At 67.0% G+C, this 13,656-nt stretch carries 7 protein-coding genes and 2 pseudogenes; 5 read left to right on the top strand and 4 right to left on the bottom strand.

Going from position 1 to position 13,656, the window contains the following annotated elements; all coding sequences use genetic code 11:
• Both E3T48_RS16915 and E3T48_RS15695 read left to right on the top strand, forming a co-directional pair.
• Positions 1-630 (top strand): annotated as a pseudogene (locus E3T48_RS16915) (hypothetical protein); the annotation flags it as partial.
• 50 nt (positions 631-680) lie between these two features.
• The gene (locus E3T48_RS15695; protein WP_134524961.1) at positions 681-1,319 is read left to right on the top strand and encodes a hypothetical protein; all 639 of its coding nucleotides are present in this window, start codon (positions 681-683) and stop codon (positions 1,317-1,319) included.
• A 160-nt stretch (positions 1,320-1,479) separates the two neighbouring features.
• Here E3T48_RS15695 and E3T48_RS15700 read toward each other — a convergent pair whose 3' ends face one another.
• The 4 genes from E3T48_RS15700 to E3T48_RS15715 form a co-directional block, all read right to left on the bottom strand.
• A complete protein-coding gene (locus E3T48_RS15700; RefSeq protein WP_134524962.1) occupies positions 1,480-1,977 on the bottom strand; it encodes a SprT-like domain-containing protein in 498 nt (165 codons plus the stop codon).
• Entirely contained in the window at positions 1,977-3,095 is a 1,119-nt protein-coding gene (locus tag E3T48_RS15705; protein WP_241986873.1) for a PQQ-dependent sugar dehydrogenase, read from the bottom strand. The genes E3T48_RS15700 and E3T48_RS15705 overlap by 1 nt, the downstream gene beginning before the upstream one ends.
• 286 nt (positions 3,096-3,381) lie before the next feature.
• Entirely contained in the window at positions 3,382-4,032 is a 651-nt protein-coding gene (locus tag E3T48_RS15710) for a tetratricopeptide repeat protein (RefSeq protein WP_241986874.1), read from the bottom strand.
• Between the two features lie 259 nt (positions 4,033-4,291).
• A complete protein-coding gene (locus tag E3T48_RS15715; protein WP_134524963.1) occupies positions 4,292-5,161 on the bottom strand; it encodes a spermidine synthase in 870 nt (289 codons plus the stop codon).
• A 501-nt stretch (positions 5,162-5,662) separates the two neighbouring features.
• Here E3T48_RS15715 and rpoB point away from each other — a divergent pair.
• From rpoB to E3T48_RS15730, 3 genes and pseudogenes are all read left to right on the top strand, one after another.
• Complete coding sequence (gene rpoB, locus E3T48_RS15720) at positions 5,663-9,157, top strand: DNA-directed RNA polymerase subunit beta (protein WP_134524964.1); 3,495 nt, start codon at positions 5,663-5,665, stop codon at positions 9,155-9,157.
• A gap of 45 nt (positions 9,158-9,202) precedes the next feature.
• A complete protein-coding gene (locus E3T48_RS15725) occupies positions 9,203-13,099 on the top strand; it encodes a DNA-directed RNA polymerase subunit beta' (RefSeq protein WP_134524965.1) in 3,897 nt (1,298 codons plus the stop codon).
• A gap of 351 nt (positions 13,100-13,450) precedes the next feature.
• Positions 13,451-13,656, top strand: a pseudogene (locus tag E3T48_RS15730) (hypothetical protein); the annotation flags it as partial.

The raw sequence follows: 13,656 nt of genomic DNA on the forward strand, positions 1-13,656 counted from the left end.
GCCCAGCTCGCCGCCGACGCGGCCCGACCGGTCGGCGACCACCTCCGATCGGCCGAGCGCGCGCTTTTCCGCGCCGGCAAGTTGCTCGACGCGATCGAGTCCGGGGAAGACCGGCTGCACCTCGGCTTCGCAGCCCTCACCCGTGCCCGGGGCGCGGCCGACGCCGAGCTGGCCGAGGCGCGCACCCTGCGCGACGCGCACGAGGAGCCCGACGCCCGGGTGGACCTGGGCCGCGTCATCGCCGAGGCGGACGCGGCGCTGGGCGAACTGCGCCGGCCGTCGCGCCTCAGCGATCCGGCCGCCGACCTCGCCAGGCTCCGGGAGGCCATGGACGGGCTGGACGTCATCCGTTCGGACGCCCGCAACCGGCAGCTGCGCCTCGACAACGCCCGCGGCGCCCTGTCCGGCGCGCTGCTTGCCGTGCGAAGCCAGCTCACCGTCACCCGCGACTTCATCACCGGGAATCCCGGACGGGTCGGCGCCGACGCGCGCACGCGCCTGGCCGAGTCCGAGCGCCAGCTCACCCTCGCGCTGGCCGAAACCGACCCGGTCGCCGCCCTGGACGGCGCTCGTCGGGCGATGACCCTGGCGACGGATGCCGACGCGCTGGCCCGGTTCGACGTCCGCTAGTTTTCCCGCCCGCCCGGTTCCCGCCGGGCCGCTCCCGATATTCTGGTCAGGTGATTGCCGCCGAGCCCCAACAGAAGTACCAGGTCCGTTTCGATGTCGGCCTCGTCGGTTTCCAGGCCCTCGCCGCGCAGGCGGACGTCGTCATCCTCGCCGACGCGCTGCCGCCCACCGGCTACGCGCCGGGCATCCCCACTCCGCTGGCCGCGCACCGGGTCATCCCGGCCGATCTCGGCACGGCCGATCGCGTTGCCGAATGGGTGCTCGCCCGGCAGGCGGAGAAGGGTGACCGGTTCGTCGTCGCTGTCATCGCGGTGGGCGAGCGGCGCAACGACGGCACCGCCCGGTTCGCGGTCGAGGACTTCCTCGTCGCCGGCGCGGTCATCGACGCGCTGTCGAGCCGCGGGATCGACCACGTCTCGCCGGAGGCGGCGGCCGCCGCCGCGAGCTTTACCGGACTCAGGCAGGCGCTCCGGCACCTGGTCAGCGCTTCCGAGACGGCCCTCGCCCTCGTCGCCGACGGGAGGCAGGCCGAGGTGACGGCAGCGGTGCGCCCGCAGGCCCGGTCGACGGCCGAACCCGGCGCCGAAGCAGGATCCGAAGCAGGATCCGAAACGGGCGGCGGTCGGGCAGCCGCCGGCCGTGAATCTGCCGGTATCGCGCTGCTGCGGGAGTTCACCTTTCCGGCCTGACCTTCCCCCTGGAAACCTGACCTTCCCCCTGTGAAAGAGGTGACACTGTCGCTGGGCCACCGTGACTGTGTCACTGTCACTGAGTCACCGTGATTGTGTCACTGTCACTGTCACTGTCACTGTCACTGTCACTGAGTCACTGAGTCACTGAGTCACTGAGTCACCGAGTCACCGTGGCCGCCGCCGCGCGCCGGCGTGCCGCCGCGGTGATCTCCCTCCGGTCCCATTCGATCAGGTGCGCGCGGTTGAATCCCTTTCCGCACAGCCCGCAGGCGAACGCCCGGGTGGGCTGCCGGTAGCGGTAGTGGACGTGGCCGGCCGGGCAGACTCCCACCCACGGCGCCAGCTCGTCGGCGATCTCCCCGTCGTGCGTGCGTTTGCCGTCGTAGCCGAGTCCGCCGGCGACGGCCTTCCACTTCGGCCCGTGCCCGGCGCGCGGGCCGGCCAGGGCGTGAGCGACCTCGTGCAGCAGAATCTGGTGCACCACGTCGTCCTCGTACCGCGCGGCAAGATACCGCGACACGGTGATCCGTCGCGCCGTGTAGTTGCACAGACCGGCGCGCTTCTTCGCGTTGTCGAAGGCGAAGGTCCAGGTCCGGTCGAGGTGCAGCACGATGAGGGCGTCGGCCCAGCGCCGCACCCGGTCCAGGTCGGCCATCAGGGAGCCACCCGCACCTGGTACAGCCTGTCGTCGCCGGGAGCAGGGTCTCCGCGGCCATCCGTATTGTTGCTCACAAACCACAGTGTGCCATCCGGGCCCGACACCACGTCGCGCAGCCGGCCGAAGCTGTTGACAAACCACGCACTGGTCTCCCCGGTGGAGGGATCGATGCGCCAGAGCCGTTCGCCGCGCAGCGCGGCCATGAACAGGGTGTCGTTCACGATGGCCAGCCCGCTCGGGCTCGCCTCGCTCGGGCGCCACTGCTGCACCGGGTCGCGGTAGTCGGGGTTCCCGGCCGCGCCCTCCACGACCGGCCAGCCATAGTTCCCGCCTGGCACGATGAGGTTGAGCTCGTCCCAGGTGTTCTGGCCGAACTCACTCGCCCAGAGTCGACCGCGGGAATCCCAGGCGATGCCCTGCGGATTGCGGTGCCCGAACGAGTAGACGAGGGTGCCGAACGGGTTGTCGGCCGGCACCGCGCCGGTCGGGGTCATCCGCAGGATCTTGCCGCCGAGCGAGCCGAGGTCCTGCGCGTTGCCCGTGTCGCCGGCGTCGCCGGCCGTGGCGTAGAGCATTCCGTCCGGGCCGAAGCCGAGCCGGCCTCCGTCGTGGTTGCCGGCCTTGGGAATGCCCGAGAGCACCGGCTCTGGTTCGCCGAGGCCGAGGCTGCCCGGGGCGCCGGAGAGCGGCATCCGCACGATCTCGTTGTCGCCGGCGGCCGTGAAATAGGCGTAGACCCAGCCGGTTCCGCCCGGGGCGGCGGCGTCGGCGAGGAAGGCCAGGCCGAGCAGGCCGCCCTCGCCCCCCGGGCGCACGTCGGCGATCTCGGCGGCGTCCCGCAGGCTGCCGTCTGGCAGCAGTTCGCGCACCAGTGCGGTGTCGCGTTCGCTGATCAGCGTGCCGCCGGCCAGGCGCAGGACCGACCAGGGGGCGTCCAGCCCCGATGCGATGACGACGGGGTCACCCACCGGATGCACCGGCAACAGCACCGCGTTCGGCGGGAGGCTCAGGGAGGGGGTCGGCCGGGGCCGGGCCGGCGCTTCGGTCGCAACAGACGGCCGCGGCACGCTCGACGTGCAGCCCGCCAGCACCGCGACCAGCAGTAGAACCGCCAACCGAGTGACGATCCGCCGGCCGGTGGGCCGCAGGGTCCCGTCCCTGCTGCCCGGCTCGCCGTTCATCTCGTGCCTCGTCTCGTTCTCTCCCGCACCAGCCCGGGGCTCACCCGTGTGGATCCAGCATGCCCCCGATTCCCCACCCCACGTGCGTAACTCCTGCAAATTGGGTGTCCGATGCCGAACTTCCGCGTGGAACCGGGGGAGAGCCTCCCTACCGAACCCGTTCTGCAGGAGTTATGCACGGGAAGGAGGGGCGAGCGGATGCCGTGGGTCGGCTCGAGGGTCAGGGGGCCTGGCGCTGCTCGGCGATGAACGACTCCACCACGGCCACGGCGATCAGCGCGCTCTCGAGGTGTTCCGAGGATGCCCCCGCCTTGTCGCGCAGGAACACGGCGGCCGTGAAATCGGCGAGGGCGCGCTCGAGCTCGCCCTGTTCGAAGTACACCTTGCCCCGATTCTCGCGGGCGAACGCGGCGACGCCGGCCCACTCGTGGGTCTCCGACTCCAGCACGCAGTGCGTGAGTTCGGCCGCGGCCTCGTCGAGCTTGCCCTGGAACTGTTGCACCTGGGCGCGGCGGATACGACTGGCCGCGAGCTCCTCCCGCGATCCGGTGAACCGGGCCTGGCGCAGCGCCGTGTTGGCGGTGTCCCAGGCCTCGTCGAGCCGGCCGGTCAGCCGCAGCAGGGCGACCTTTTCATTGAGGGCGGACAGGCTGCGCAGCTCGCCGAGTTCGTCGAGGCGGAGGCCGGCGGCACGCAGATCGACTTTTTCACGCAGGGTGACGGCGTCGTAGCCAATGATGATGGGCAGGGTGTGTTCCTGAAACGAGGGCGGCCGGGGCGTGCCGCGGGTGAAAACGGGTCGCCTCCAGAGTATCCCGGGAGCGGCGGCCGCCAGCCCCAGTGCTGGGGTGTTTCGCGTCGGGCTTCGCACCCCGACCGAACCCTGCCGCGCCGCGTGCCGCCCCGGCCGGTCCGCGCCCTGCCGCCGCGCCGCGCGGTGTGGCTAACTCAGGAGATTCCGGATGCCGCCACGCCGCGCCCGCGCGATTCCGGGCGTCGGCCGATGGCCGGCTCCGGATCTCCTGAGTTAGCCACGCGGAGCCGGGGCAGCCTCCCGGGCAACCGAGTTATCAACAGGGAAGCTGAGTTATCCACAGAGAATGTGGAATCAAGGGACGCGTCCGGCCGGCTCAGTTGCCGATCTGGAAGACCGTGCGGCCGGGCAGCGGCGACGGGGTGGCCGTCGCATCCGTCGTCACGAGCGCGCTCGCCATGAACTGCCGCAGCTCCGCCCCCTCGACCACCTTCGACGGGTGCGGGCCGCCGGCGAGCAACCGCGACACCCAGCTGAGGTCGATCGGCGTGTGGGCCGCCACGAAGACAATGTTGCCGAACCTGCGTCCCTTGAGCACCTGGGTTTCGGCGAGACCGAGCACGTGGTCGAACACGGCCGAGAGCGTCGCGGCCTGGGCGCGGGCGAAGGCAAGGCCGGGTCCGTCGGCGACGTTGACCGCCACGACGCCCCTGGGGCTGAGCAGCGGTGCGGCCAGCTCGTAGAATTCCCGGCTGGTCACGTGCGCGGGGGAGCGGGCCCCGGAGAAGATGTCCACGACGACCAGGTCGACCGAGCCATGCAGCCCGGCCGGCAGCTTGCCGAGCACCTCGCGGGCGTCGCCGTGCCGCACCCGAAGCTGGGCGCGCTTGTCCCAGGGCAGCTCGGCGCGCACGAAGTCGATCAGGTCGCTTTCCAGCTCGACCACCTGCTGGCGGGAGCCGGGCCGGGTCGCCTCGACGTAGCGGGGGAGGGTCAGCGCGCCGGCGCCGAGGTGCACGGCGGTGATCGGTTCGCCGATCTCGCCGATCAGGTCGATCACGTGGCCGATCCGCTGCACATATTCGAAGAACAGCTCGTCGGGGTGGTCGACGTTCACATGGGACTGGGGCGTGCCGTCGACGATCAGGTTGAAACTGCCGGGGGTGAACCGGTCGGGCTCGATCACGGCCAGGTGCCCGCTGAGTTTCAACGTGACCGACGGATGCTGCGCTTCAACCCTGCTCATCCCCCCAGTCTGCGCCATCCGGCCCTGCGTCCCCTCCGCCCTCGCCCTGCGACCTTCCGCCCTCGCCGAGATCGACCATTGCGGTCGAAACCGACTCGCACGCTGGTCGGTTTCGACCGAAAGGGTAGAAGTCGGTGGGGGAGGACGAGCGAGGGAGGGTGTGGGATGACGGGTGAGGGAGGGTGTGGGATGACGGGTGCGGAAAGAGACGCGCGGTAGGAGCGGGGCGAGCCAAGCCGAGGCGGGTTATACCTGAGAATTCCGGGAAGGTCAAGATTGAGGTGGACACGGCGTGGGAAAGCGCCTATGCTTGATCTTTGCGCTTCCAGACAAATCTCTGCCTTCATATTGCGGTCGGCTTTGCGTGCTCAAGCCACCTTGAGGCATACCTCGTTTCGGTTATATCAGCGGGTTCGGATATACGGAGGGTCTGTGGAGTTCGTACTCGGTATTCATTACTAACAGTGACTAGACCTGACGGGGTCCACGGAGGTTATTTCCTTGGCTGCTGCGCGCAACGCAACCACCAACTCACCCAAGAACGGACGCGCCGCTGGGCGTCTTTCGTTCGCAAAGATCAGCGACAATCTGACTGTTCCGGATCTGCTTGCATTGCAGACCGAGAGCTTCGATTGGCTCGTAGGCAACGACAAATGGAAAAAGCGTGTCGCCGAGGGCCAGGCGGCCGGTCGTCAGGACCTGCCGACTCGCACCGGCCTCGACGAGATCTTCGAAGAGATCTCCCCGATCGAGGACCTGGGCGAAACGATGCAGCTGTCGTTCACCAACCCGGAGCTCGAGCCGGAGAAGTACACGATCGACGAGTGCAAGGAAAAGGGTAAAACCTACTCCGCACCGCTCTATGTGAACGCTGAGTTCATGAACCACCTCACGGGTGAGATCAAGACCCAGACCGTGTTCATGGGCGACTTCCCGCTGATGACCCCCAAGGGCACCTTCGTGATCAACGGCACCGAGCGTGTCGTCGTCTCGCAGCTCGTGCGTTCGCCGGGTGTCTACTTCGACCGCCAGCAGGAGAAGACGTCCGACAAGGACATCTACTCCGCTCGCGTCATCCCGAGCCGTGGTGCCTGGCTTGAATTCGAGATCGACAAGCGCGACCAGGTCGGCGTCCGCATCGACCGCAAGCGCAAGCAGTCCGTCACCGTCTTCCTCAAGGCGCTCGGGCTGACCAGCGAAGAGATCCTCGAGGAATTCAAGGGCTTCGCGTCGATCGAGCTCACCCTGGAGAAGGACAACATCCTCACCAAGGAAGAAGCACTCAAGGACATCTACCGCAAGCTCCGTCCGGGCGAGCAGGTTGCCGCCGAGGCAGCGCGTGCGCTCCTCGACAACTTCTTCTTCAACTCCAAGCGCTACGACCTGGCCAAGGTCGGGCGCTACAAGATCAACCGCAAGCTCGGCCTCGAAGCCCCGCTCAGCGACTCCGTGCTCACCCTCCAGGACATCCTGGCCACGATCAAGTACCTGGTTGCGCTTCACGACAACCAGACCACGATCGCCGGCATCCGAGACGGCAAGCCCACCGACATCCGCATCGACATCGACGACATCGACCACTTCGGCAACCGTCGTATCCGTGCCGTCGGCGAGCTCATCCAGAACCAGGTGCGCACCGGCCTGTCCCGGATGGAGCGCGTCGTTCGCGAGCGCATGACCACCCAGGACATCGAGGCGATCACCCCGCAGACCCTGATCAACGTGCGCCCCGTCGTCGCCGCGATCAAGGAGTTCTTCGGAACATCTCAGCTCAGCCAGTTCATGGACCAGAACAACCCGCTCGCAGGCCTCACGCACAAGCGTCGCCTGTCCGCGCTGGGCCCGGGCGGTCTGTCCCGTGACCGCGCCGGCGTCGAGGTGCGAGACGTTCACCCCTCGCACTACGGCCGGATGTGCCCGATTGAGACCCCGGAAGGCCCGAACATCGGCCTGATCGGTTCGCTCGCCTCGTTCGCGCGAATCAACGCCTTCGGTTTCATCGAGACCCCGTACCGTCGCGTCGTCGACGGTAAGGTCCTGAACGACCAGATCGACTACCTCACCGCCAGTGAGGAAGACGAGTTCATCGTCGCCCAGGCCAACGCGCCGCTCACCAAGGACTCGCGCTTCGCCGAGGCCCGCGTGCTCGCCCGCAAGAAGGGTGGCGAGGTCGACCTCTTCCCCGCAGAAGACATCGGCTACATGGATGTCTCGCCGCGCCAGATGGTGTCCGTCGCCACGAGCCTCATCCCGTTCCTCGAGCACGACGATGCGAACCGCGCCCTGATGGGTGCCAACATGCAGCGCCAGGCCGTCCCGCTCCTGATGAGCGAGAGCCCGCTGGTCGGAACCGGCATGGAGGTCTTCGCGGCCATTGACGCCGGTGACGTGCTCACCGCCGACAAGGCCGGCGTCGTCATGGAGGTGTCGGCGGATGTCGTCACCGTCCAGCTCGACGAGGGTGGAACGCAGGACTACTACCTGCGCAAGTTCGCGCGCTCCAACCAGGGCACGAGCTACAACCACCGCGTGATCGTCCAGGCCGGCGAGCGGATCGAGGTCGGCGAGGTCATCGCCGACGGCCCCGCCACCGAAAACGGAGAGCTCGCCCTCGGCAAGAACCTGCTCGTCGCGTTCATGCCGTGGGAGGGTTACAACTTCGAGGACGCGATCATCCTGAGCCAGAACCTGGTCAAGGACGACACCCTCTCCTCGATCCACATCGAGGAGTACGAGGTCGACGCCCGCGACACCAAGCTCGGAAAGGAAGAGATCACCCGCGACCTGCCGAACGTCTCCCCGGATCTGCTTGCAGACCTGGACGAGCGCGGCATCATCCGGATCGGAGCCGAGGTTCGCCCCGGCGACATCCTCGTCGGCAAGGTCACGCCCAAGGGCGAGACCGAGCTGTCCGCCGAGGAACGCCTGCTCCGCGCGATCTTCAACGAGAAGAGCCGCGAAGTCCGCGACACGAGCCTCAAGGTTCCGCACGGTGAGCGCGGCACGATCATCGGCGTCAAGGTCTTCGACTCGCAGGATGGCGACGACGAGCTCGGCTCGGGCGTCAACCAGCGCGTTGCCGTCTTCATCGCCCAGAAGCGCAAGATCACCGAGGGTGACAAGCTCGCCGGCCGTCACGGCAACAAGGGTGTCATTTCCCGCATCCTGCCGATCGAGGACATGCCGTTCCTCGCCGACGGAACCCCGGTCGACATCATCCTCAACCCGCTGGGCATCCCCGGTCGAATGAACTTCGGCCAGGTCCTCGAGACTCACCTGGGTTGGATCGCCAAGCAGGGCTGGCAGGTGGAAGGCAAGCCCAAGTGGGCCGGCCGTCTGCCCGAGCAGGCCCACAGCGCAGCCCCGAACACCAAGGTCGCGACCCCGGTGTTCGACGGCGCGCTCGAGGTCGAGATCGAGGGTCTCCTGGACTCCACGATCCCGACCCGCGACGGCGACCGCATGATCGACTCCACCGGTAAGACCCTGCTCTTCGACGGCCGCTCCGGCGAGCCGTTCCCGAACCCGGTCTCCGTTGGCTACATGTACATCCTGAAGCTGCACCACCTTGTCGACGACAAGATCCACGCCCGTTCCACCGGCCCCTACTCCATGATCACGCAGCAGCCGCTGGGTGGTAAGGCGCAGTTCGGTGGACAGCGTTTCGGTGAGATGGAGGTGTGGGCGCTCGAAGCATACGGCGCCGCGTACGCACTGCAGGAACTCCTGACCATCAAGTCGGACGACATCCTCGGCCGCGTGAAGGTGTACGAGGCGATCGTCAAGGGCGAGAACATCCAGGAGCCTGGTATTCCAGAGAGCTTCAAGGTTCTGATCAAGGAAATGCAGTCGCTGTGCCTGAACGTCGAGGTTCTCTCGTCCGACGGAACAGCAGTCAGCCTGCGCGACACGGATGACGAGGTCTTCCGCGCAGCGGAGGAACTGGGCATCAACATTTCCACCCGGTTTGAGTCGTCGTCCATCGACGACATCTAAGCCCGGCCACTGACGAAAACTTCGAAAACTTTCCAAGGAGAGAAATTGCTCGACGTAACAACATTTGACGAGCTTCGCATTGGCCTGGCCACCGCCGACGACATCCGTCGCTGGTCGCACGGTGAGGTCAAGAAGCCCGAAACCATCAACTACCGCACGCTCAAGCCGGAAAAGGACGGCCTGTTCGGAGAGCAGATCTTCGGACCGTCCCGCGACTGGGAATGCTCCTGCGGCAAGTACAAGCGAGTGCGCTTCAAAGGCATCGTCTGTGAGCGCTGTGGCGTGGAGGTCACCAAGTCGTCGGTGCGCCGTGAGCGGATGGGCCACATCGAGCTCGCCGCCCCGGTCACCCACATCTGGTACTTCAAGGGTGTCCCGTCCCGTCTCGGCTACCTGCTGGACATGGCCCCGAAGGACCTCGAAAAGGTCATCTACTTCGCGGCGTACATGGTCATCACGGTTGACGAAGACGGCCGCCACCAGGACATGCCCGGCCTCGAGAACGAGCTGCGCCTCGAAATCAAGACCATCGAGGGCCAGCGCGATTCCCGGATCGCCGACCGCCTGCAGCGTCTCGAAACCGACCTCGCAGCACTGGAGGCCGAAGGCGTCAAGAGCGACCAGAAAAAGCGCACCAAGGACGCCGCCGAAAAGGAGATGAGCCAGGTCCGCAAGTCCCTCGACGAGCAGATCGCTCACCTCGAGCGCGTGTGGGAAGACTTCCGCACCCTCAAGGTCGGCGACCTCAAGCCCGAGGACTCGGTCTTCCACGAGCTGCAGGACCGCTTCGGCATGTACTTCGAGGCCTACATGGGCGCCGAAGCCATCAAGAAGCGCCTGCTGGCCTTCGACCTGGTCACCGAAAGCGAAAACCTGCACCTGCAGATCGCCGAGGGCAAGGGCCAGAAGAAGATCCGCGCGATCAAGCGTCTCCGCGTCGTCAACGCGTTCATCATGACCGGCAACTCGCCGGCCGCCATGGTGCTCGACGTCGTCCCGGTGATCCCGCCCGAACTGCGCCCGATGGTGCAGCTCGACGGTGGCCGCTTCGCGACCAGTGACCTCAACGACCTCTACCGTCGTGTGATCAACCGCAACAACCGCCTGCGTCGTCTGCTCGACCTCGGTGCCCCCGAGATCATTGTCAACAACGAGAAGCGGATGCTGCAGGAGGCCGTTGACGCGCTCTTCGACAACGGTCGTCGTGGCCGCCCCGTCACGGGCACCGGAAACCGCGCCCTCAAGTCCCTGAGCGACATGCTCAAGGGCAAGCAGGGGCGTTTCCGTCAGAACCTGCTCGGCAAGCGCGTCGACTACTCCGGCCGTTCGGTCATCGTCGTCGGCCCGCAGCTCAAGCTGCACCAGTGTGGTCTGCCCAAGCAGATGGCACTCGAGCTGTTCAAGCCGTTCGTGATCAAGCGCCTGATCGACCTGAGCCACGCTCAGAACATCAAGGCCGCCAAGCGCATGGTCGAGCGGAGCCGCCCGCAGGTCTGGGACGTGCTCGAGGAGATCATCCGCGAGCGCCCCGTGCTGCTCAACCGTGCGCCCACCCTGCACCGCCTCGGCATCCAGGCGTTCGAACCGCAGCTCGTCGAAGGCAAGGCCATCCAGCTGCACCCGCTCGTCTGCGCCGCGTTCAACGCGGACTTCGACGGTGACCAGATGGCCGTGCACCTGCCGCTGTCGATGGAGGCCCAGGCCGAAGCGCGCATCCTCATGCTCGCCTCGAACAACATCCTGAAGCCGTCCGACGGTCGCCCGGTGACCCTGCCCACCCAGGACATGATCATCGGTCTGCACCACCTGACCACGCTCAAGGAAGGCGTCATCGGCGAGGGCCGCGCGTTCTCCTCTGTCGCGGAGGCGATCCTCGCCTTCGACCAGAAGTCGCTCGACCTGAACGCCAAGGTGCGCATCCGCCTGACCGACAAGTACTTCGAGGAGGGCACCCAGCCCGAAGGCGTCGAACTCGTGGGCGGCCAGGCCGTCGGCACCGTGCTGGTGACCACGTCCCTCGGACGCGCCATCTTCAACGAGGCCATGCCGGTCGACTACGCGTACTTCGAGAAGGTCGCCGACAAGGGCACCCTCTCGGCGATCGTCAACGACCTCGCCGAGCGGTACCCCAAGGTGGAAGTGGCCGCAACGCTCGACCGCGTGAAGGATGCCGGTTTCTACTGGGCAACCCGCTCCGGTGTGACCGTGGCGCTCAGCGACATCCTGACCCCGCCGAACAAGCCGCAGATCGTTGCCGGCTACGAGAAGCAGGCCGCCAAGGTCCAGTCGCAGTTCGAGAAGGGTCTCACGACCGACCTCGAGCGTCGCCAGGAGCTCATCCAGATCTGGACGAAGGCAACGGAAGACGTCGCCAAGGCCATGCAGGAGAACTTCCCCAAGGACAACACCATCAACCGCATGGTCACGTCCGGTGCTCGTGGTAACTGGCTGCAGGTGCGCAACATCGCCGGCATGCGAGGCCTGGTGAACAACCCGAAGGGTGAGATCATCCCTCGCCCGATCATCTCGAGCTACCGCGAAGGCCTGTCCGTCGCCGAGTACTTCATTGCTACTCACGGTGCTCGCAAGGGTCTGGCCGACACCGCTCTGCGTACCGCCGACTCGGGTTACCTCACCCGTCGTCTCGTGGACGTCTCGCAGGATGTCATCATCCGCGAAGACGACTGTGGCACGACCAAGGGCCTCGAGCTGCCGATCGCCGAGATCAACCCGCTCGGAGAACTCGTTCGCCACCCCAACGTGGAGAACGCGGTCTACGCCCGCAGCCTGGCCGCAGCCGCGGTCAACGCCAAGGGCGAGGTTGTCGCGGAGGCCGGTGACGACGTGGGCGATGTGCTCATCGAGAAGCTGGTCGAGGCCGGCGTCGAGACCATCAAGGTTCGCTCGGTCCTCACCTGTGAGTCCGCCGTCGGTGTCTGTGCGGTCTGCTACGGCCGTTCGCTCGCGACCGGCCTGCTCGTGGACATCGGAGAGGCCGTCGGCATCATCGCCGCACAGTCGATCGGTGAGCCCGGCACGCAGCTGACCATGCGTACCTTCCACACCGGTGGTTCGGCATCCGCCGACGACATCACCCAGGGTCTTCCCCGGGTGCAGGAGCTCTTCGAGGCGCGTACCCCCAAGGGTGCGTCGCCCATCGTCGACACCGCGGGCCGGATCACGATCGAGGACACCGACCGCAGCCGGAAGGTCATCCTGACCCCCGACAACGGCGACGAGCCGATCGCCTACCCGGTGCTCAAGCGCTCCACCCTCCTTGTCGAGGATGGCCAGCACGTCGAGCTCGGCACGCAGATCATCATCGGCGCCGTCGACCCGAAGGAAGTTCTTCGCGTCAAGGGTGTCCGCGCCGTGCAGAAGCACATCGTCGGTGGCGTGCAGGATGTCTACCGTTCGCAGGGTGTGCCGATCCACGACAAGCACATCGAGGTCATCGTTCGCCAGATGCTTCGCAAGGTGACCGTCGTCGAGCACGGCGACACCGGCCTGCTCCCCGGCGAGCTGGTCGACCGGCTCAAGTACAACGAGCTGAACCGCACCGCGCTCACCGAGGGCAAGAAGACGGCTTCGGCCCGTCAGGAGGTCATGGGTATCACCAAGGCTTCCCTGGCGACCGAGTCGTGGCTCTCCGCCGCTTCCTTCCAGGAGACCACCCGGGTACTGACCCAGGCGGCCATGGAAGGCAAGAGCGACCCGCTGATGGGCCTCAAGGAGAACGTGATCATCGGAAAGCTGATCCCGGCCGGCACCGGTCTTCCCCGCTACCGCGACGTCACCGTCGAGGCAACGGATGAAGCCAAGGCTGAGCGTTACCCGAACCGCATCTTCACCGATGATGCCGCGTTCAACGAGGGTGACCTGAGCTTCGTCGACTTCGACAGCTTCTCGTCGGACGACTTCACGCCCGGCACCTACAACTAGCATCCGCTAGCGACGACGGATGGCCCCCTGCCTCGGCAGGGGGCCATCCATCGTCACCCCGCCCGGTGATCGACCCCGCCCGGTGATCGACCCGGCCCGGTGATCGACCCGGCCCGGTGATCGACCCCGCCCGGTGATCGAGCCTGTCGAGATCCCCGCCCGCCCGGTGATCGAGCCTGTCGAGATCCCCGCACCGGGATTTCGACGAGCTCAATCACCGGGATTTCGACGAGCTCAATCACCGGGATTTCGACGAGCTCAATCACCGGCGATCGGACCCGCCCGGTGATCGAGCCTGTCGAGATCCCGCCGGCCCGGTAGGCTGGCCCCAATCTGCCAGGGGGTTTGCCAATGACCGCACCAGCTCCGTCCGCTCCACCGCGCCGGGCCCGGCGACGGCTCTGGTTCCTGCTCGGCGCGATCGGCTCGACCCTGGTCGTGACCCTGATCGTGCTGCTCATCGTCTGGCGCGGCGGCGCCGGCGTGCCCGGTGACGCGGCCGCGGCCGGGCGTCCGCAGCCGAGCAAGACACCGGCGCCCGTCGCGCTGGCAGCGGC

The organism is Cryobacterium fucosi (assembly GCF_004403515.1).
GTDB classification, from domain to species: domain Bacteria; phylum Actinomycetota; class Actinomycetes; order Actinomycetales; family Microbacteriaceae; genus Cryobacterium; species Cryobacterium fucosi.

Coding starts and splice junctions, on each gene's coding strand:
- E3T48_RS15700 (WP_134524962.1), bottom strand. CDS start 1,977: ATGGCCGACCTGGACCGGGTGCGGCGCTGGGCCGACGCCCTCATCGTG.
- E3T48_RS15715 (WP_134524963.1), bottom strand. CDS start 5,161: ATGAGCAGGGTTGAAGCGCAGCATCCGTCGGTCACGTTGAAACTCAGC.